The organism is Shewanella insulae (assembly GCF_009831655.1).
Taxonomy (GTDB): domain Bacteria; phylum Pseudomonadota; class Gammaproteobacteria; order Enterobacterales; family Shewanellaceae; genus Shewanella; species Shewanella insulae.
The window spans coordinates 30,484-49,557 of the sequence record NZ_WRPA01000014.1 but is presented as its reverse complement, the minus strand read 5'-3'; the positions used below and the strand labels follow the sequence as shown (position 1 = coordinate 49,557).

At 57.4% G+C, this 19,074-nt stretch carries 19 protein-coding genes; all 19 read right to left on the bottom strand.

From position 1 onward, the window contains the following. Positions 1–57: 57 nt before the first annotated feature. A complete protein-coding gene (locus GNT65_RS15025) occupies positions 58–495 on the bottom strand; it encodes an acyl-CoA thioesterase (protein ID WP_160797630.1) in 438 nt (145 codons plus the stop codon). Between the two features lie 10 nt (positions 496–505). Then, positions 506–2,068: an HAL/PAL/TAL family ammonia-lyase gene (locus tag GNT65_RS15020; RefSeq protein WP_160797628.1), complete on the bottom strand. Its 1,563-nt coding sequence runs from the start codon at positions 2,066–2,068 to the stop codon at positions 506–508. After that, positions 2,069–3,787, bottom strand: a complete 1,719-nt coding sequence (locus GNT65_RS15015) for a glycosyltransferase family 2 protein (RefSeq protein WP_160797626.1) — start codon at positions 3,785–3,787, stop codon at positions 2,069–2,071. Further along, positions 3,787–4,158, bottom strand: coding sequence for an ApeI family dehydratase (locus GNT65_RS15010; RefSeq protein ID WP_160797624.1), 372 nt, complete (start codon positions 4,156–4,158; stop codon positions 3,787–3,789). Before GNT65_RS15010 ends, GNT65_RS15015 begins: the two co-directional genes overlap by 1 nt. Continuing rightward, positions 4,151–5,512, bottom strand: coding sequence for an AMP-binding protein (locus tag GNT65_RS15005; protein ID WP_160797622.1), 1,362 nt, complete (start codon positions 5,510–5,512; stop codon positions 4,151–4,153). Before GNT65_RS15005 ends, GNT65_RS15010 begins: the two co-directional genes overlap by 8 nt. Further along, positions 5,509–6,057, bottom strand: a complete 549-nt coding sequence (locus GNT65_RS15000; protein WP_160797620.1) for a COG4648 family protein — start codon at positions 6,055–6,057, stop codon at positions 5,509–5,511. Before GNT65_RS15000 ends, GNT65_RS15005 begins: the two co-directional genes overlap by 4 nt. After that, a complete protein-coding gene (locus GNT65_RS14995; protein ID WP_160797618.1) occupies positions 6,057–6,305 on the bottom strand; it encodes an acyl carrier protein in 249 nt (82 codons plus the stop codon). Before GNT65_RS14995 ends, GNT65_RS15000 begins: the two co-directional genes overlap by 1 nt. Before the next feature lie 8 nt (positions 6,306–6,313). Further along, a complete protein-coding gene (locus GNT65_RS14990) occupies positions 6,314–6,568 on the bottom strand; it encodes a phosphopantetheine-binding protein (RefSeq protein WP_011867306.1) in 255 nt (84 codons plus the stop codon). Next, positions 6,546–7,367 (bottom strand): lysophospholipid acyltransferase family protein, encoded by an 822-nt coding sequence (locus tag GNT65_RS14985; RefSeq protein WP_160797616.1) that lies wholly within the window; start codon positions 7,365–7,367, stop codon positions 6,546–6,548. Before GNT65_RS14985 ends, GNT65_RS14990 begins: the two co-directional genes overlap by 23 nt. Continuing rightward, positions 7,360–8,094, bottom strand: a complete 735-nt coding sequence (locus GNT65_RS14980; protein WP_160797614.1) for a beta-ketoacyl synthase chain length factor — start codon at positions 8,092–8,094, stop codon at positions 7,360–7,362. The genes GNT65_RS14985 and GNT65_RS14980 overlap by 8 nt, the downstream gene beginning before the upstream one ends. Positions 8,095–8,296: 202 nt before the next feature. After that, positions 8,297–9,169, bottom strand: coding sequence for a DUF3014 domain-containing protein (locus GNT65_RS14975; protein ID WP_160797612.1), 873 nt, complete (start codon positions 9,167–9,169; stop codon positions 8,297–8,299). 122 nt (positions 9,170–9,291) lie between these two features. Then, a complete protein-coding gene (recG, locus tag GNT65_RS14970) occupies positions 9,292–11,367 on the bottom strand; it encodes an ATP-dependent DNA helicase RecG (RefSeq protein WP_160797610.1) in 2,076 nt (691 codons plus the stop codon). A gap of 135 nt (positions 11,368–11,502) precedes the next feature. Next, the gene (locus tag GNT65_RS14965) at positions 11,503–12,432 is read right to left on the bottom strand and encodes a calcium/sodium antiporter (RefSeq protein ID WP_160797608.1); all 930 of its coding nucleotides are present in this window, start codon (positions 12,430–12,432) and stop codon (positions 11,503–11,505) included. 165 nt (positions 12,433–12,597) lie between these two features. Beyond that, the gene (locus tag GNT65_RS14960; protein WP_160797606.1) at positions 12,598–14,253 is read right to left on the bottom strand and encodes an AMP-binding protein; all 1,656 of its coding nucleotides are present in this window, start codon (positions 14,251–14,253) and stop codon (positions 12,598–12,600) included. Between the two features lie 330 nt (positions 14,254–14,583). Further along, on the bottom strand, positions 14,584–15,288 hold the full coding sequence (gene trmH / locus GNT65_RS14955; protein ID WP_160797604.1) for a tRNA (guanosine(18)-2'-O)-methyltransferase TrmH: 705 nt from the start codon (positions 15,286–15,288) through the stop codon (positions 14,584–14,586). Positions 15,289–15,359: 71 nt separating this feature from the next. Then, positions 15,360–15,743: a RidA family protein gene (locus GNT65_RS14950; protein WP_160797602.1), complete on the bottom strand. Its 384-nt coding sequence runs from the start codon at positions 15,741–15,743 to the stop codon at positions 15,360–15,362. A gap of 34 nt (positions 15,744–15,777) precedes the next feature. After that, positions 15,778–17,883: a bifunctional GTP diphosphokinase/guanosine-3',5'-bis pyrophosphate 3'-pyrophosphohydrolase gene (spoT, locus tag GNT65_RS14945; protein ID WP_160797600.1), complete on the bottom strand. Its 2,106-nt coding sequence runs from the start codon at positions 17,881–17,883 to the stop codon at positions 15,778–15,780. A 13-nt stretch (positions 17,884–17,896) separates the two neighbouring features. Then, the gene (gene rpoZ / locus GNT65_RS14940; protein ID WP_011867293.1) at positions 17,897–18,178 is read right to left on the bottom strand and encodes a DNA-directed RNA polymerase subunit omega; all 282 of its coding nucleotides are present in this window, start codon (positions 18,176–18,178) and stop codon (positions 17,897–17,899) included. A gap of 59 nt (positions 18,179–18,237) precedes the next feature. Next, a complete protein-coding gene (gene gmk, locus GNT65_RS14935) occupies positions 18,238–18,861 on the bottom strand; it encodes a guanylate kinase (RefSeq protein ID WP_160797598.1) in 624 nt (207 codons plus the stop codon). Positions 18,862–19,074 lie beyond the last annotated feature (213 nt).

Sequence of the window (19,074 nt, the reverse complement as noted above, 5' to 3'; positions counted from 1 at the left end):
GGCAAAACATCAGCCGGCAGAGAGCTGCCTTAGCAGCGTGGATGAGCCTATGGGTCATCATGCCTTTAACTCCACGTCTGGCAGCAGGTGGGCTATCTTGTCTCTGAAACAGTCCGGGGTGACTAGGCAGAGCTCCTTGCTCTCCATCTCGACCGCTGCCTGTACCGTATACCCCTTAGTCAGTCGCTGGTTGGTCTCGGCGTCGCGCACCTGATAGGTGATCTTGAGACGGTTCTCCCACTCCACTAGGCTGGCAATTACTTTGACCCTCTGTTCGAAGGTGCTGGCCTGCACATACTTGATCTGCAGATCGATAATGGGCCAGGCATAGCCTGAGGCCTGCATCTTGCGATAGCCATAGTCAATCTCGTCCAGCAACTGACAGCGGGCGATCTCGAAATACCTCAGGTAGTTACCATGCCAGGTGATCCCCATGGAGTCGACGTCATGGAAGGGGATGACCATCTCCATCTCTGTGGTGAGCAATGCCTTCATCTCGCGCCTCCTAGTGACACACTTCCCACAGCCCCTGCTGGATCTTGTCTACCGTCTGTCTGAGCACGGTCTCCAGGGGTCTGTCTTCGGTGAGTAGTTCGAACTCGGCGCTGACCTGATCTAGGGTCTTGGCCACAGAGCTTGTGAGCGAGGCATGGCAGAGTTCGCCCTGGGCGATACGCAGGTGAATGCCTTGGGTCATGGCCAGCAGCGCCGCGGCAGCCACCTGTTCGGTGAGTTGTAACACACGCATACAGTCGCGGGCGGCGATAGTGCCCATGCTCACCTTGTCCTGGTTGTGACACTCGGTGGAGCGTGAGAACACGCTGGCAGGCATGGTGTTCTTCAGCGCCTCGGCGGTCCAGGCCGATACGCCTATCTGCACCGCCTTGAAGCCATGGTTGATCGCCTTACGGCGGCCTTGGGCACCAGAGAGGTTGGCGGGCAGGCCATTGTTAAATTTAGTGTCCATCACTAGGGCCATCTGGCGGTCGATTAGGTCGGCAATATTGGCGATGGCGTTCTTCATCGAGTCCATCACGAAGCCGATATGACCGCCATAGAAATGACCACCATGGAGCACGTGCTCGCCCTCGCCGTCGACGATAGGGTTGTCGTTGGCGCTGTTGAGTTCGGTCTCGATGAACTGACGCATGAAGGGCAGGGCATCTTGCAGCACGCCTATGATGTGCGGCGCGCAGCGGATCGAGTATCTGTCCTGCAGGCGATCCGAGTTGCGTGGATGCTCATGGTGGTTGAGATCTTCGCGAATCCAGGCGGCGATCTGGTTCTGCCCCGGATGTGGCTTGGCCGCAAACAGAATATCGTCGAAGTGGTTGGAGTTACCTTTTAGGGTCAGCGAGGCCATGGCTGTGATACGGCTGGCCAGACGGTTCAGGTATTGGGCCCTGTCGTAGGCAAGACAGGCCAGCGCCGTCATCACGGCGGTGCCGTTCATCAGGGCAAGGCCCTCCTTGGGACGGAGGGTCAGCGGCGTAATGTCCAGTTCGCGGTACACATCGGCCGTATCGCGGCGCTCGCCTTGGTAGATCACCTCGCGCTCGCCCACTAACACGGCGGCCAGATAGGAGAGGGGAGTGAGATCGCCGCTGGCGCCCACAGAGCCCTCTTCGGGGATAACCGGGGTGATGCCCAGATTCAGCAGGGTCTCGATGCGTTTCAGCAATTCGTAACTGACGCCAGATTTGCCCACGGCCAGCGAGCTTAGACGGCATGCCATCACGGCCCTGGCCTGCATTACGGAGAGAATATTTCCCATGCCGCAGCCGTGGAAACGCGACAGGTGTAGCGGCAGCTCGTGGACCAGATCCAGGCCAACCGTGACTGTGCAGGAATCGCCATAGCCCGTGGTGACACCATAGACCACGCCCTCTTCGGCCAGCAGGCTGTCGATAAAGCGGGCGCCTTTCTGGATATATTCCTGATAGTCGGCACTCTCCTTGAGCTGGGCCTTAGCGCCCTTGGCGATGGCAACGACCTCCTCGAGATTGAGGTTACGCTGGCCAAATTCGACCAGGGGGGCGGAGGCGGGGGATTGAGTCGTCTGTGTCATCTATTTCTCTGTCCTGTTAGGCGTTTGAGGCTTGGCCTCGCGCAGGAGTTCATCGTCCTTGCGCCAAAAATCGAAAAAGTTAAACCATTGCAGCGGTGAGCGGCGGGCGTAGTGTTCCAGACGCTCGGCGTAACGATTCACCGCCGCTTGTAGCCGTTCCATACGGCCGGCACGTGGCCCCTTGAGTGTGTCGGCAAAGTGCTCGACGTGCACCCGGTAGCGGCCGTTTTCTCTGAGGCAGAACATCAGGTACACGGGGCAATCCAGCAGGCTGGCGAGAATAAACGGGCCTTGAGGGAAGGGCGCTTCCTTGCCCATGAAGGGGGCGTAGAGCACCCGGCCTTCACTGCTGGTGGAGGTACGATCGCCGGCGATCACCACGAGTTCTCCTTGCTCTATCTTCTGCTGCAACAGCATGGAGGTGCTGGGGCCCAGTTCGGTCACCTGGATCAGGTTCAGGGCGCTGTCTGGATTGAGCTGTTTGAGTACTCGGTTGAAGTTTTCTGCATTCTGGGTCAGCACCATGACGTTGACCTTCACCTTGCGCTGGTGAATCGAGATGGCACGGCAAAGCTCCAGGTTACCCAGGTGGGAGACCAGCAGCACGGCTCCTTGCCCCTGGGCCAGGGGCTTGGCGAGCACCTCGCGATCGGGAAAGTCGACCTGGCTGAGTTTGATGCGATCGCACCAGGCGTCGATGCGATCCAGCGCCGCATTGCCGAAGGCGATGAAGTGCTTCAGGCTATGACGCCAGTTTATCTCGCCCTGGAGATCGGGATGTTTGGGCTCGAGTCGCTGCACCTGACGCAGGAACGTCTGGCTGGCGCGCCGCGCCGTGCGGCCCGTGGCGAAGAAGTAGCAGATCACCGGATACATGATGGCGCGGCATAGCCAGTGACCGCCCAGTTTGTAGCTGGTGGCCAACAGCTTGATGCCCCAGTAGCTGCCGCGCTCGCCCATGCGAGACCAGTGTTTCACTGCCTTGGGGCGGCTGCGCTTATGGCGCAGCAGTTGGGGCATGCGTCTGAGCATGCCGAAGAAGAGCTTGCTGTGCATGGCAGAGATGCGCACATTGTCTCTGAAGCCCTGGAAGTGGCTGGTGCCATCTTCGGGGTAGATCACCCTGGTCGGCAGGTGTTTCACCTCGACACCCTGCCAGTAGAGCTTGACCAGCACCTCGATATCGAAGTCCATGCGCTCGCCCAGCGCCTCGGTAAGAAATAGCTGCTCGGTGGCGGCCAGAGGATAGACGCGAAAGCCGCACATGGAGTCTTGAATATCCAGGCTTAGGGTCTCGACCCAGACCCAGAAGTGGGTGAGGTAACGGCCATAGAGGCGACCCTTGGGTACAGACTCATCGTATTGCGGCAGACCTGAGATCAGCGCCTCTGGCTTAGCCCGGGCCGTCTCTATCATCCTTGGAATATCGTCGAGGTCGTGCTGACCGTCGGCGTCCACCTGCAGCGCATGGCTAAAGCCGTCGGCATAGGCGGCCCTGAGGCCCGTCATTACCGCCGCGCCCTTGCCACGGTTGAAGGGATGGTGCAGCAGGCGTACCCAGTCGTGCTGCGCCGCCAGTTGGCACAGCAGGTGGCGGGTCTCGTCGTCACTGCCATCGTTGACCAGATAACAGGTGAGTCCCAAGGGCTCCAGGCGTGCAAGGGTAACCTTGATCGCCTGGCGATGGTTGTAGTTGGGGATGACTAATGCCAGCTGCATCAGCCTCTCTCCTCGATGTCGTTTGGCGTCAGGCAGATGCGGCCCGAGCCGAAGCGCTGCTCGTCCTGATAGTAGGCGAAGGTGAGCTTATGTTTGGCGCGATTGAGGCTGATCTTCAGCTGTACCTCGCTGCCAGGCAGGATCAGCTGTTGAAACTTGAGCACCTCAAGGCTCTGTACCTTGGGCGCATAGCCGAATTCACTGGCGCCCAGCTGCACCGCCCAATCCAGTTGGGTCACACCGGGGAGCACCGCCTGCTCGGGGAAATGCCCCTCGAAATAGGGCAGGTCGGCATCGATACGCAGCTGCCATTCGACGCCATCTTCCAGGCAACGTTTGGCCAAGATGGGGGGCAGGTTTGACTTAATCATGTGTAAACAACTCCAACAGCTCCTTGTGGATACGCTTGCCCTGGGTGTTGAGCGGCAGCTCGGCGGGATAACGCCAGCGTCTTGGCAGGGTGACACGCTCAAACTGACTCAGCAGATGCTGCTTGAGAGCGTTGTTGACTGCCAGTTTACCTTCCTGCTCCAGCAAGGCATTGCCCTCGGCAGACAGCCTGATGGCGGCGCCTAGCTGCACCCTGGGCTGCTCCAGCACCACGAGTGCGGCCTGATCTACCAAGGGGTGGCTCTCCAGCAGGGCTTCCATCTGTACCAGTGACAGGCGTTTCTCCTCTATCTTGACGATGCGATCCAGTCGTCCCTGAAGTACAAACTCGCCGGGTGCGATTAGCTGTATCTTGTCGTCACACCTGAGCCAGTCTTGGCTTTCCAGGTAGGGGGATTTGAGCCAGAGGGCACCATCGTCCGGATCTTGCTTGATCTCGTGGGTGGCAAAGGCGCGCCAGCTCTGCAGATTGTCTTGCTGGCGGCGATAGGCGATGCCGCCGGTTTCCGTGCTGCCGAAAACCTCTATGGGCGGCTTGCCATAGCAGTGGGCGATGGCATGGGCGGCTTCAAGGCTCAGCGGGCCGCCGGAGCTGAAGATCAGGCTGGGCGCGCGCAGCTGCGGCTGATGCTCCAGGGCATCGGGCAGGCGAGAGAGCTGCGCCGGGCTGCTGATCAGGCAGAGGTTGGGAAACAGGTTGGCGTAATAGGTCAGGGTCTCTGGGTATTCCACCAGATCGCTCAAGAAGGGGCGGCTGGCGGCTAGGGGCCAGAGCACCTTAAATAACAGGCCATAGATATGCTGATGGGAGACGGTGGCGATCACGCTGCATTGGGGCAGGTGATTGGCAAAGGTCTGTTCCAGTACCGTCACCTCGGCATCGAGCTGATCCAGCGTCTTAGTGATCGCCTTGGGTTGTCCGCTGGAGCCCGAGGTAAAGAGTACCAACTCGCCAAATGCCTGGCTGGTGGGCCAGGGCCCAGGATGCTTTAGGTCCTTGTGCAGGGCGATATAGTCTTTGGTTTCACACAGTGGCCTGTCTGCCAGAACGGCATCGAACTCATGGGTGAGCTCGCTCAGGGTGCCTTCCTGAGTGTTGGCGGGCAGGATCAGCTGTTTCCCCGCCAGTAGACCGGCGCAGAGGCCGACCGCAAACAGGTCGCTGCTGTCGCAGGCTAACAACCAGCGCTTCGCCTCGTGTTGGCTCAGGGCCTCGAAGATGGCCGCCACCTGGGCGGTAAAGGCCTCACCCGTCAGGATATCGTGGTGATTGAAGCTGATAAGCTGCTGGCTCGCTGGCCCATGTTTAAGCCAATGTTTGAGTAGGGCTGTCATGACTTTTTCAACCAGAAGGTGCGATATAACCATTCTCCGCCGAGCAGCGTACCGATCAGCAGATAGGCGATAAATCCATTATAGAGGGTCCAGGTCGCCAGGCTAGTGGCGCTGGCGGTGTAGAGTGCCATGATACCGTTGAAGACAAACAGACCACACCAGATCTGGGTGACCTTGCGCAGGTAGGGGATCGCCTCGTCGGGCAGATCCGGCTCCTTTAGCCTGGCGAGACGCTCTATCATGGTAGGACCATGCTTGAGAGAGTAGGCAAACAGCGCCAACATGCTCAGGTTGATCACCACTGGATAGTAGAGCAGCCAGGAGGTCTGTTTCGCTAGGTAGCTGCCTGCGGTCAGGAAAATGCCCACGACTATGGGCAGCATCATGGCCCTGACCTGTTGCCTCTGCAGGGCGAGCCTGAGCAGCAGCAGAGAGCAGAGCAGGAGGGCGATCACGCCCGGCGGCAAATAGTTCAGGCCGAAGTAGACGGCCAGGGGGTACCCCAGCACGACCAAGCCGGTGACTAGTTGCAGGAACAGGCGCATTACTGTTTCACTAGCCCTTCGATAGCCGTTACCACGTCGTCGACGGTACGCACGGCCTTAAACTCGTCGGGCTGGATCTTCTTGCCCGTGAGTTGTTGTAGCTTAATCACCAGATCCACCGCATCTATGCTGTCGAGATCCAGCTCTTGATACAGAGACGCCTCTGGGGTGATGTCTTCGGCATCGATTTCAAATTCATCCACCAGGATCTGAGTCAGCATCTGTAGAATTTGCTCACGATTTTGCATGCTGCCTCCTAACCGCGCTGAGATTCGATAAAGCTTGCCAGGCTGGCAACACTGTAGAAATGGGCCTTGGTGGCTTCCGAGTTGGCTTCGATTTTGACATCGAACTGCTTCTTGATGGCCAGTCCCAGCTCAAGCGCATCGATAGAGTCCAGTCCCAGACCGTCGCCAAAGAGCGGCGCATCGGTATCTATGTCGTCGATGCTGACATCTTCGAGGTCCAGGCAATCTATGATGAGTTGTTTAATTTCGTTTTGTAAGCTCATAATTTTTATCAAGTTGTTGTTTATAATATTCTTCGAGATCCCGCGTCAACTGACGGGCCATCTTGGCGTCTCCACCCGTTTGAGCATGATACCTGATATGCTCGATAGTTTCGCCTACTTCGACATTCATGCCTATGGTTTGGCGAGGTATCTCATACCAGGGTTCCTGCTTGGTCAGGCCGACGGCATTGGTTCTTAAAACCACTGGGATCAGATCTGTGTCTGTGCGCAGGGCGATATTGGCAGCGCCCCTTGCAAATTCGTTGACTATCTCGCCCTTAACGGTACGTGTGCCCTCGGGAAAGATGATCATGTTAGTGCCTTGGGCCAGCACTTCGCTGCAATCCTTAAGCAGGAGGTCGGCGCCACGATTGGGAATATAACCGGCGCAGGAGACCACGCCTCGCAGGAAGGGGTTGCGCCATAGTCCCTGCTTAACGATACAGCCGACATTGGGCATCAGGCTGATCAGTACCACCACGTCTACCAGAGTTGGATGGTTGGCAATGATCACCTTGCCCTGGGCATTTTCCAGTCGGTGGAGATCTTGGCTGGTTACCCGAATTACTCCGGCCCAGGTGAGCATATGTACGAAGCCGCGAAACATCAGGTGCACCGCGCGCTGTACCCGGGCGATGCGTACCTGCTGACTGCCGGGCCAGAACCTCAGCACGGGCAATATGGTGAGTGAGCTAAGCAGTCCCCCTAAACCGAAGGCGATATAGCAGCTCACCCCGCCGAGCCAGCGAGGAATATAGGCTATGCCGGTCAGGCGTTTGGCGACAACCTGACTAGTCATGACAGATCCGCACCAGGTATTGACTGAGGCGCCCTTCGAGCGCCTGTTGGGTGGCGATGGCGTGGATAAACTGGCCATAACCCAGAGGCTGAGCCGTCGCTAATTGGGCTGATTCTGGCTGGGTCTCTATGATCAGCTGAGTGCCTGAAACCTGCTCCTCGCAAAGAGATAACTGCAGCGCGATGGCGATCGGCAGCTCGGGTTCCTGGGTAAATTCCTTATAAATATCTGATACGGGCTCGTCACCAAAGACCAATAGCAGCGGCGCGTTATTTTCCGTCAGTTGGCCATAGGCCTCAATAAAGGCCTGAGTGAGGGTAGCCTCACCGGCGGCAATCGAGGTCGAAGGCGCGCGGTTACCTGTCAGTATGCTGAAGAGGCCGCTGGCGGTGTTATGCACCGACTGGCTAAAACCTATGGGCGAAATGGGCTGCTGACGCACTATGTCCTGTAGCAGATCCACTGTGCGGTTAAGTTCGCCGTGGCGAGAGGCGAAGATGGTACGGCATTGTGAGGGCGCGTCACACTGAAAGGCGACATCCAGCAGCATCTTGGTGAGCTTGCTAAAGCGTCGCCGCTGCATGGCGGGCACTTGCTTTAGTGCCGGGGCGGCCTGAGCGAGTTGCTCGGCATCTGCTGGCTGTGTTGGCCATGTTTGCCAATCGCTTAAGCACTGGTATAGGGGAGACCAGGCGCCCGCAGAATGAATGTGAAAGTGTAACCGCACTACTTTGCCTCTAAATACAGCGTCTTGCTGATGTTTTCCATAACCAGATACTTAGCCACAAGGTGTATTTGTGGGGCGGCTATTGTACACCCTTTGACGGGTGACATAAATATGTGATTAAGCTGTTGCTAGATAGTGTGAACTGAGGAGGTAGGAGGTAGGAGGTAGGAGGTCGCCCACGGGGAGGTGGGCGACCTGGGGGTTATGACTGTTTGAGCTGCTTCTTGAGTTTACGCAGGGCGGCCTTGACCTTCTTGCTGTTTTCCGGCCCCATGCGGATCATCAGCTTCTGGGCGTTGGGCAGGCTCTCGAGCTGAGGGTCGACAAACTTATAGTTTACGCTGACGCTGTCTAGCTCGATCGGCGCGTCGATGACGGGAGCGGATAGCATGACGTCGATCGCCTCTACCATACGGTCATCGAAATTCATGTCGGGGTAGCCCAGCTCGGCGAAGGCCTCACCCAGCAGAGGCTTCACCTTTTCATAGGTGCTAAGCAGCTGCTCCTCGTCCAGGTTATCGACGAAGTTCGCATAGAGATCATACCTATGGTAACTGTCGGGGTTGAGGTAGGTCTTGTTGGTCACCTCGGAGACGGTAAACTTGCTGTTGGGCGCCTTGAGGGGGCTTACCTTACGGGCCAGCTCACCCTGGGCCAGGTTGTCGACGAACACCACGAAGTGTCTGACGATATCTTTCTCGACCAGCAGAGGTTCTATCTTCATGCCGTTAGCGACTTCGACAGTCTTGTCGTGGACATATTGATCGCTTTCGCCCAGTGCTGGCAGGCTCTCAACTTTCTCGGCAGGTGCTTCTTCTACCTGTGCCTCAGGCTCGGGCGCCGGGATTTCGGGCTCGGGCAAGGCGGCATCGGTTGGCAAGGGCTGCTCCGGCTCAGGCTCCGGCAGGGTGATTGGGGCTGGCAATTCAGGCTCGGGCGCGGGCTCGTCTCTGCCCAGGAAATAGTAGGCGCCAGCGGCGAGTAACACTAATATGATCACCACGGCAATGCTGAGCGCATTGATCCCGCTGCGCCTTGTCTGTGGGGCAATTCTATCTTCTTGACTGACTTGCATGAGATTTCCTTGAATTGTGGCTGGAATAAGCCCTGTGACCACAGAGGCCTCTTTCCATTCTGCAAAATTCACCGGGCTTGTCTAGTCTCGGTGAATCAAATAAAGAATATTTAATTGTTGGCTCAAGCTTGCACGTATTGCTGGCGCTCCCCTAACCAACGCAGCACTATGGCGTCAACATTTTCCGGCACCTCTTGCATCACATGTTGGGCCAGTTTCTGGATGTGTGGGATGAGGGCCTGATCCCGCACTAAGTCCGCTATCTTCATGTCGGCGATGCCTGTCTGCTTAGTGCCTAAGACCTCACCCGGCCCGCGGATCTCAAGATCTTTCTGGGCGATAACGAAGCCGTCGTTGCTGTCTCTAAGCACGCCCAGGCGCTGGGTGGCGGTGTGAGAGAGCGGCGCCTTGTAGAGCAGCACACAGTGGCTGGCCACGGCGCCTCGGCCAACACGTCCCCGCAGCTGATGCAGCTGGGCCAGACCCAGACGCTCGGGATTTTCGATGATCATCAGGCTGGCATTGGGCACATCGACTCCCACCTCGATCACTGTGGTGGCCACCAATAGTTGTATGCTGCCGGCCTTGAAGGCATCCATGATTGCCTGTTTCTCGGCGGGCTTCATGCGGCCATGTACCAGGCCGATGGACAGCTCGGGCAGCAGCTGCTTAAGCTCCTCGGCCGTGTCTTCGGCGGCCTGACATTCCAGCACCTCGGACTCTTCGATCAGGGTACAGACCCAGTAGGCCTGACGCCCATCTTGCAGTGCGGCCTGGCGCACGCGATCGATCACCTCACCGCGGCGATTGTCTGAGATGGCGACTGTGGTCACCGGCGTGCGCCCAGGCGGCAGCTCGTCGATGATAGAGGTATCGAGATCTGCATAGGCGGTCATCGCCAGAGTGCGGGGGATGGGCGTTGCCGTCATGATCAGCTGGTGTGGATGGAAGCCCTGGATGATCCCTTTCTCCCTGAGACCCAGGCGCTGATGCACCCCGAACCTGTGTTGCTCATCTATGATGATCAGTGCCAGACGGTTGAACTCGACCTGTTCCTGAAAGATGGCGTGGGTACCGATGACGATATGGGCCTCGCCGCTCTTAATCTGTTCCAGCGACTGCGCTCTTGCCTTGCCCTTGAGCTTACCCGCCAGCCAGCCGACCCTGAGGCCGAGGGGCTCAAACCAGGCGGCGAAGTTGTTGGCGTGTTGCTCGGCGAGCAGCTCCGTCGGTGCCATCATGGCCACCTGATAGCCGCTCTCGATGGCCAGCAGCGCGGCCAGGGCCGCCACTAGCGTCTTGCCTGAGCCTACATCGCCCTGCACCAGGCGCATCATGGGATGCGCTTTACCGAGATCGTTTGTGATATCGGCGACTACCCGCTGTTGGGCACCAGTGGGCTTAAATGGCAGTGAGGCCAGAAAGGGGTTGAGTAGCTGCCCCGTGGGCTGCATCGCGATGGCCTTATCATGATTGCTGCGGGCCCTGAGTTGCAACATGCTCAGGTTGTGGGCCAGCAGTTCCTCCTGGATCAGCCGCTGCTGCGCCGGATGTGTGCCTTGTTCCAGGGCAAAGGGACTGACCTCGCTCGGGGGCCTGTGTAGCAGCTGCAGGGCGTCGACCAATGAGAGCTGATTCGGCCTCAGTTGAGCTGGCAATAGTTCGGTCAGGGCGCCATGGGCCAGCAGCGCCAGGGCCTGATCCGTCAAGCGGATCCAGCTGGCCTGCTTGAGTCCCTCCGTGGTCGGATAGATGGGGGTCAGGGTGTCGCTGAGGTTAAAGTCACTCTCGCCGTGGAGCATCTTATATTCCGGGTGGATGATCTCCCGGTGGAGCTTGCCCCGGCGCACCTCGCCGTAGGCGCGAATGCGCTCGCCCTCTTCGAGGCCGTTACGCATGGCGGCGGAGAAGTTGAAGAAGCGCAGCGTCAGGGTGCCTGAGTCGTCGCGTACCGTGCAGGTGAGCATGCGCTTGCGTCCCTGAACGATCTGGGTCGACTGAATGATGCCCTCTATGGTGCCGTAGCTACCGGGATAGAGGGAGGCGATAGGATAGATCTGGGTGCGGTCTTCGTAGCGTAGTGGCAGGTGAAACAGCAGATCCTGGACTGTATTGATGCCGAGTTTTTCCAGTCGCTGCGCCATCTTGGCGGCAACGCCCTTTAACTCTGTCACAGCCATGAGATCGAGTCTATCCACGCTTTGTACCCATTTGATTTAACGTTCTATTTGAACAGAGTCTGAGTAGATCACTGTAAATATATACATATACTATCAGAGTTCTGTATGAACGCAATCTTGCCGCGTGTTTTGTCGTCGATAGCCCTTTAGGGATTAGCCGCCTGACATGAGGATCAGGTAGCCCAGGTAGACGAGGTAGCAGAGCAGCAGCAGGGCACCTTCGCGTCGCCCTATACGCAGGCCACTCCAGGCTAGGGGGAGAAGTAGCAGGGCTAGCGAGACCATCACCAGCATATCCAACTTGGGGACGCTGGCCGTGATGGGGTGGATCAGGGCGGTGACCCCTAAGATACCTAAGATATTAAACAGGTTCGAACCCACCAGGTTACCGATGGCGATATCGCTCTCGCCGCGTCTTGCTGCCACCAGTGAGGTGATCAGCTCTGGCATGCTGGTGCCTATGGCTATGATGGTCAGGCCGATGAGCAGCTCGCTCATCCCCAACTGTCTGGCGAGGGCCACGGCACCGTCGACAAAGAGTATGCCGCCGCCGACTAACATGGCGATGCCAAGTAGCAGTAGCACCACGGCCAGTAACGGAGCGAGGGGCTTAAGCTCCATCGACTCGGTGTCGGCCTGCTGCTTATCGAACAGGTAGTTCATCCCCAGATAGACGAGCAGCATGGAGCCGAGCAGGGCGCCGTCAAGTTGGCTGAGGCTGCCGTCGCTTATCAGCCCCCAGAAGAGTAGGCTGGCAAACAGCATCAGCGGAATGTCGCGCTTGACCATCATAGATTGCACGCCGATGGGACGCACCAGGGCAGTCAGGCCGAGGATCAGGCCTATGTTGGCGATGTTGGAGCCGACCACATTGCCCAGGGCAATGCCAGAGTTGCCGGCCAGCGCCGACTTGAGGCTCACCGCCAGCTCGGGGGCACTGGTGCCGAAGGCGACTATGGTGAGGCCTATGATCAGCGGGGTGACGCCGAGTTTAAGGGCCAGCGTGCTGGCGCCACGCACCAGGGCTTCGGCGCCAAGAATGAGGATGAGCAGACCAGCGATAAGGGCTAGCGGGGTGAACATGATTGACTCTCTACAGTAGCGGGGCGCCAAGCATAGAGGTTGCACAATTTTAGGCAACAAAAATTTAGGGGGGAGCTATTAAAATTTGTTTATCTCGTTATCGGCAGAGCAATAAAAAACACGCCAGATGGCGTGTTTTCTTGACCATGGCGTTATCGCTTGGATTTAGATCTCGTCTTCCCAGCGCACCACGCCGCCGCGTTGGCCGTCGACCTTGGCACTGAATCTCTTCTCCAGCACATGGCGCTTAATCTTCAGAGTCGGTGTCAGCACGTCGTTTTCGACTTCCCAGGGCTCGCTCACCACTATGATGGCGTCGACGGTTTCATGTGACTCCAGGTTAGGGTTAACGCTATCCAGGGTTGCCTTGAGAGAGGCGCGCACTTCTTCCTTGGGCTGCAGGGCGGCACCTTCGGAGAGCTGCACTAGAGCCACAGGATGAGGCAGGCCAGAGCCTATGATGCAGATCAGTTCCACATGGGGATCTTGGGCCAGCTTACGCTCGATAGGCACAGGGGCAACATACTTGCCCTTGGCGGTCTTGAAGTTGTCTTTGACCCGGCCCGTGATGGAGACGCAGCCGTCGGCGTCGATGGAGCAGAGATCGCCGGTACGGAAATAACCCTCCTCGTCGAAGCTGGCCTGGGTCACTTCCGGCTGCTTGTAGTAGCCGCTCATCAGGCCAGGGCTCTTCACCAGTAATTCGCCGTTGTCACCCTGTTTGACGCTACAGCCTTCTACCGCGCGTCCGACCGTGCCTATCTTGCTGGCGTCGAAGGGGTGGTTGATGATGGAGTAGGCGCTGTTTTCCGTCATGCCCCAGGCTTCACAGATGTTCAGGCCTATCTTGTGATACCAGGCGATCAGCGAAGGTGGGATAGGCGCAGATCCCGAACCGAGCAGGTGACAGTGTTCGAGCCCCAGCCCCTGATGGATCTTCTTCTTCACCAGTGAGCTGACGAAGGGGATCTTCAGCAGTATGTTGAGCTTGGTATAGCCAATCTTGTCGATGATATTCTTCTGGAACAGGCTCCATAGACGGGGCACTGAGAAGAAGACTGTGGGTCTTGCTCGCTGCACGTCGGCGACGAAGCTGTCGAGACTCTCGACGAAGGCGACGCTGCTGCCGGAATAGAAGGAGGAGCCTTCGATGGCGACGCGCTCGGTAATATGGGCCAGCGGCAGATAGGAGAGCAGCCTGTCTTCAACATCTGTCTTGAGGTCGCGCACCACGGCGCGGCAGGTCCACTCATAGCTGGCGAAGGTCTGAATCGCCCCCTTTGGCTTACCGGTCGAGCCCGAGGTGTAGATGATGGTCATGATCTGCTCGGGTGTCGGGGCCTCGGCCTCGACCAAGGGGTGGCCCAGCTTGAGCAGGGTATCCCACTGGTATTGTGCCGGCATTGTGTCGTAGGGCATAGCCAGACGCAGTATGTCACCACCTACCCCGGCCTCCTGATCGGCCCAGTAATCCAGCTTGCCGATGAAGATCGCCTTAGACTCGCTGTGCTCCAGCACGTAGCGTATGGTGTCGGCGTTGGCCGTAGGGTAAATGGGCACGCTGATGTAGCCGCCATGCATCAGGGCCAGATCGGTAATAAACCATTCGGCGCAGTTCTTCGATAAGACAGCCACCTTGTCGCCCGGCTCTAGGCCGAGATGACGCAGGGCGCCGGCGATCTGCTGCATCTTCTGCTGCACTTCACGCCAGCTGAAATTAACGTATTGGCCGGTTATGGGCTGTTTCAGGTAGGTGCTATCGCCATATTGCTCGACCCAGTGGTGCAACATGTCGACCGGTGATTTGAATAGTGAGTCCATCTTGCCATTCCATATTTATTCTTAGTGTTAAAGGAGACGCAACTTGGTTCGCTCGGCCAATGCCGGAGCGAGACTCAACAACCCCCATTATTGAGTGGGCCCTTCTCTGCGATGAGAGCGCCTGGCCACTTTTTATGCGCGTCTTTGAGTATGGCGAAGAATGTGATCTATGACAATTGTTTTGCCGGAATAAAAGGCCAATTGTCATAGTCTTAGCAGGAAAGCTCTGGTAGGCATGCTCTGGTAAGAAAGCCTTGGAAGGAATCCTTTGCCAGGCGAGCATCGGGGAGAATGGGGAAAGACTAGCGTTTCGCTTTCCCGCAAGCGAACTTAGGCTTCTGGCTCGGCGTCGGGATCCGGCGCGCGCATACGCTGCCACCAGGTCTCGTCGGCGACAATTTGTCCCTGGTCGTCGATGGCAGGGTAGGGGATCTTCTTGCGTCGACAGGCCTTGGCGTAGACGGGGTGGCCCTGCTCGAACAACATGGTCTGGCAATAGGCGTCGTCTAGGGTGCGCTGGCCATACATGCCCGCCTGGGCGCGTTGACGCTGGGCCTCGTACATCACCAGGGCCGAGGCCACAGAGACATTGAGGGACTGCACCATGCCTATCATGGGAATGATGATCTGCTGATCGGCGATGGCCAGGCCTTCTTTGCTGACGCCGTCGCGCTCGTTACCCATGATCACCACAGTCGGCTTGGTGTAGTCGATGTCGCGAAAATCCACCGCATCTTCCGAGAAGTTGGTGGCCAAAACCTGCATGCCCGCCGTCTTGAACTGGGCGGCGGCCTCATCCATATGATAGTGCTTGATGGTCTTGACCCATTGCTGGCTGCCAGAGGCGGTGTTGCCTGAGACACGCATCTCGATGTCGGGCCAGACGGCGTGGATTTGATGTATGCCCACGGCATCGGCGGTGCGGATCACTGCGGCGATGTTGTTGGTCTTATGCACCTTGTCCAGGCAGAGAGTGAGGTCGGTCTGGCGGTTGTCCAGCATTTGGTTAATGCGTTTGAAGCGTTCTGGGCTCATGGGATCTAGCTTTATCAGGGTTAAAAACAAAGGGCGCCGCAGCGCCCTCTGGTCTGGAAGTTGAGCTTACATTACAGCTCCATCACGCCATCCATCTCGACCAGGGAGTCTTTCGGCAGCTGCTTAACGCCTATGGCGGCGCGGGCGGGATATGGCTGCTCGAAGTAGCGGCCCATTATCTCGTTTACCGTGGCGAAGTTAGCCAGATCTGTCATGAAGATGTTCAGCTTAACGATATCCTTCAGGCTGCCACCGGCGGCTTCACACACTGCGGTCAGGTTGTCGAACACCTGCACCACCTGAGCTTCAAACTCGTCGCTGACCATCTGCATGGTCTCTGGATTCAGCGGGATCTGGCCAGACAGATAGACTGTGCTGCCCACTTTAACAGCTTGAGAATAGGTGCCGATTGCCTGTGGGGCCTTATCGGTTGCAATGATGATCTTATCTGCCATAACGCTCTCTCTACTTAGGTTAATAGTGGTGGAACTAACGATTACGCGATGTGCGCAGCACTTCCGGCAGTACCCTGATACGGCGCATCACGTTGGCTAAGTGAACCCGGTCGGTGACCGAGATCCGTAAGTTAATCAAGAATACCCGGCCGTCACGCTCTTCGGTGCTCAGGTTATGAATATTCGAGCCCTCGGCGGCCACGATAGAGGTGATCTTGGCTAGCGCACCCTGGTGATTGACGATCTCGATACGCAGGTTGGCCTGGAACTCGACGCCCTCGGCGTTATCCCAGTGCACAGGAATATACTTGTCCGGCTCGCCCTGGTAGCCACGGATGTTGGCGCAGCTCTCCATATGCACCACCAGGCCCTTACCCGGGCTCACGTGGGCGATAACCGCATCACCCGGGATGGGGCGACAACAGTTGGCGAAGGAGACCAGCATGCCTTCGGCGCCGCGGATCGGCATCATGTTGGCTTCTTTATGTTCGTGCTGCTCGACGCGATCGCCCTTGAGACGCTGGGCGATCACTATGCTCATGGCGTTGCCCAGGCCAATGTCGGCCAGCAGGGCTTCGAGCGTGGCGTGCTTGGTCTCACTCACCACCTTATCGATCTGCTCCTCTGGGATATCCTTGAGCTTGATGTCGCCCAGGGCGTGGTTGAGCAGACGCTTGCCGAGGAGTACGGCATCATCTTCTTTGAGGCTCTTGAGTAGCTGTCTGATCTTAGCGCGTGCCTTACCCGTCACCACGAAGTTGAGCCAGGCGGCATTGGGGCGCGCGCCTTTGGCGGTGATGATTTCTATGGTCTGGCCGGAAATCAGCGGCTGACTCAGTGGATAGGCCTGACGGTTGACCCGTGCGCCGACACAGGTGTTGCCCACGTCGGTATGCACCTCGTAGGCGAAGTCCACCGCGGTGGCGCCCACAGGCAGCTCGAGAATGCGTCCCTCAGGGGTAAAGACATAGATCTCTTCCGGGAACAGCTCTGTCTTAAAGTTCTCGACGAACTCGAAGGAGGTGCTGGCGCTCTGTTGCAGCTCCAGCAGGCTCTGCATCCACTTGCGGGCACGCACCTGAGTCGTGGTGCCTTGCTGGGCTGAACCGGCACCCTTGTAGAGCCAGTGGGCTGCAACCCCCTTGTCGGCCATCTGATCCATATCCTCGGTACGTATCTGGATCTCCACCGGCACGCCGTGTGGGCCAAATAGCGAGGTATGCAGCGACTGATAGCCGTTGGCCTTGGGGATGGCAATATAATCTTTGAAGCGGCCGGGACGTGGCTTATACAGGCCGTGCATGGCGCCCATGACGCGATAACAGGTGTCGATGGAGTCGACGATCACCCGAAACGCGTAGATATCCATTACCTCTTGGAACTGGAGTTCCTTGTTGCGCATCTTGTTGTAGATGGAGTAGAGGTTTTTCTCGCGGCCCTTGACCGTGCCCTGAAGGCCAGTGTCCTCGAGACGTGTCTTGATGGCGCCTTCGATATTCTGGATCAGCTCTTTACGGTTGCCGCGGGCAGACTTGACCACCTCTTTGAGCACCCGGTAGCGCATGGGGTAATAGGCCTGAAAGCCCAGGTCTTCCAGCTCAGTCTTGATATTGTGAATACCCAGACGGTTGGCGATGGGGGCGTAAATTTCCAGGGTTTCCCGGGCGATGCGACGACGCTTGTCGGGACGCAGGGCGCCTAGGGTGCGCATGTTATGGGTGCGGTCGGCGAGCTTGATGAGGATCACCCGGATATCCTGGGTCATGGCCATCATCATCTTGCGGAAGTTTTCCGCCTGCGCCTCTTTCTTGTCTCTGAACTTAAGCTTGTCTAGCTTGGAGACGCCCTCTACCAGCTCGCCCACAGATTCACCAAACAGCTCGGAAAGCTCTTCTTTGGTGACAGGGGTATCTTCGATGGTGTCGTGCAGCAGGGCGGCCATGAGCGTCTCGTGGTCGAGACGCATATCGGCCAGGATGCGGGCAACCGCAACCGGATGGGTAATATAGGGTTCGCCACTCGTGCGCATCTGCCCTTCATGAGCATCGCGCGCTACCTGATAGGCCTGCTTGAGTAATTCTACCTGCGTAGCTTCTAAGTAACTTGACGCAGACTCCTTGAGACCTTCAAACAGATACAAGTGGCTTCACTCCTTAGATAGTGTTGCGGCCTTCGGCGATGGCGGCAACGGCAGCAATCTCGGCTGCTTCACGTTCGCGGACGGTCTGACGCTCATCGGCGTCCAGAGTGTCGGCGGTAACCAGGCCAAGTTCGATTTCGCGTAGGGCGATAACCGTTGGCTTGTCGTTCTCTTCTTCAACCATAGGGTCTTTGCCCTGCACAGCGATTTGGCGAGCACGACGCGCTGCAACCAGGATCATATCAAAACGGTTGCCGATTTGGTTTACGGCGTCTTCTACAGTTACGCGAGCCATGTATTGAAACTCCAGTGTTTATGGGTGAAAAAATGACGCAAAATTGTACACGATGACAGTTAGTCTGCCAACAGATCATTAAGCATATCATTTTGAGCATGAATTTGACTAGCACGAGTGAGGCGTTGGCTGCGAATAATTGCCTTTAAATCCACCTGTGCCTGCTCGAAATCATCGTTGACTATGATGAAATCATATTCGCCATAGTGAGAGATCTCAGAAGTTGCCTGGGCCATACGACCGGCAATCACCTCGGCGCTGTCCTGACCACGACCAGTGAGACGACGCTCAAGCTCCGCCTTAGAAGGGGGCAGGATGAAGACGCCAATTGCCTCGGGCATCATCTTTTTGACCTGCTGGGCGCCCTGCCAGTCAATGTCGAGAAATACGTCTATGCCTTTATCCAGCATGACCTCGATCGCCTCTCTCGAGGTGCCATAATAGTTGCCGAACACCTCGGCCCATTCGAAGAAGGCCTGTTTGTCGATAAGCGCCTTGAACTCGTCGACGCTGACGAAATGATAGTGCTCGCCGTCTACTTCGCCGACTCTGGGCTGGCGTGTCGTGTGTGACACAGAGACCTTCATATCGGCGGGTTTATCCTGCAAAATAGCGCTAAGAAGTGAAGACTTGCCGGCGCCACTAGGCGCTGAAATGATAAAGAGGTTTCCGCGAGCGGTCATGTAAATGCTATCCAAAGGCTGTATCGTTTTAGGTAGCCAGACATTATACAGGCTAGGAGTAAATTTAGGCTAGGGTCTGTTGAGCTTTCCTGCTGATTTCTGCCTGGATGGATATGCCTTTGGACGGATAATTGTATGCTTGGCATCAGGCGGGCCGGGAAAATTAACCAAAATTAAGCGTCATCCGGGGCGAGATCCAGTAGACTCTCTGCT

Bases quoted from the DNA above. Each gene is read 5' to 3' on its own strand.
- GNT65_RS15015 (WP_160797626.1), bottom strand. From the start codon at position 3,787: ATGCAGCTGGCATTAGTCATCCCCAACTACAACCATCGCCAGGCGATC.
- GNT65_RS15020 (WP_160797628.1), bottom strand. From the start codon at position 2,068: ATGACACAGACGACTCAATCCCCCGCCTCCGCCCCCCTGGTCGAATTT.
- GNT65_RS15010 (WP_160797624.1), bottom strand. From the start codon at position 4,158: ATGATTAAGTCAAACCTGCCCCCCATCTTGGCCAAACGTTGCCTGGAA.
- GNT65_RS15005 (WP_160797622.1), bottom strand. From the start codon at position 5,512: ATGACAGCCCTACTCAAACATTGGCTTAAACATGGGCCAGCGAGCCAG.
- GNT65_RS14950 (WP_160797602.1), bottom strand. From the start codon at position 15,743: ATGGCAGATAAGATCATCATTGCAACCGATAAGGCCCCACAGGCAATC.
- GNT65_RS15000 (WP_160797620.1), bottom strand. From the start codon at position 6,057: ATGCGCCTGTTCCTGCAACTAGTCACCGGCTTGGTCGTGCTGGGGTAC.
- GNT65_RS14995 (WP_160797618.1), bottom strand. From the start codon at position 6,305: ATGCAAAATCGTGAGCAAATTCTACAGATGCTGACTCAGATCCTGGTG.
- GNT65_RS14965 (WP_160797608.1), bottom strand. From the start codon at position 12,432: ATGTTCACCCCGCTAGCCCTTATCGCTGGTCTGCTCATCCTCATTCTT.
- GNT65_RS14985 (WP_160797616.1), bottom strand. From the start codon at position 7,367: ATGACTAGTCAGGTTGTCGCCAAACGCCTGACCGGCATAGCCTATATT.
- rpoZ (WP_011867293.1), bottom strand. From the start codon at position 18,178: ATGGCTCGCGTAACTGTAGAAGACGCCGTAAACCAAATCGGCAACCGT.
- gmk (WP_160797598.1), bottom strand. From the start codon at position 18,861: ATGACCGCTCGCGGAAACCTCTTTATCATTTCAGCGCCTAGTGGCGCC.
- GNT65_RS14990 (WP_011867306.1), bottom strand. From the start codon at position 6,568: ATGAGCTTACAAAACGAAATTAAACAACTCATCATAGATTGCCTGGAC.
- GNT65_RS14975 (WP_160797612.1), bottom strand. From the start codon at position 9,169: ATGCAAGTCAGTCAAGAAGATAGAATTGCCCCACAGACAAGGCGCAGC.
- GNT65_RS15025 (WP_160797630.1), bottom strand. From the start codon at position 495: ATGAAGGCATTGCTCACCACAGAGATGGAGATGGTCATCCCCTTCCAT.
- trmH (WP_160797604.1), bottom strand. From the start codon at position 15,288: ATGAGCCCAGAACGCTTCAAACGCATTAACCAAATGCTGGACAACCGC.
- GNT65_RS14960 (WP_160797606.1), bottom strand. From the start codon at position 14,253: ATGGACTCACTATTCAAATCACCGGTCGACATGTTGCACCACTGGGTC.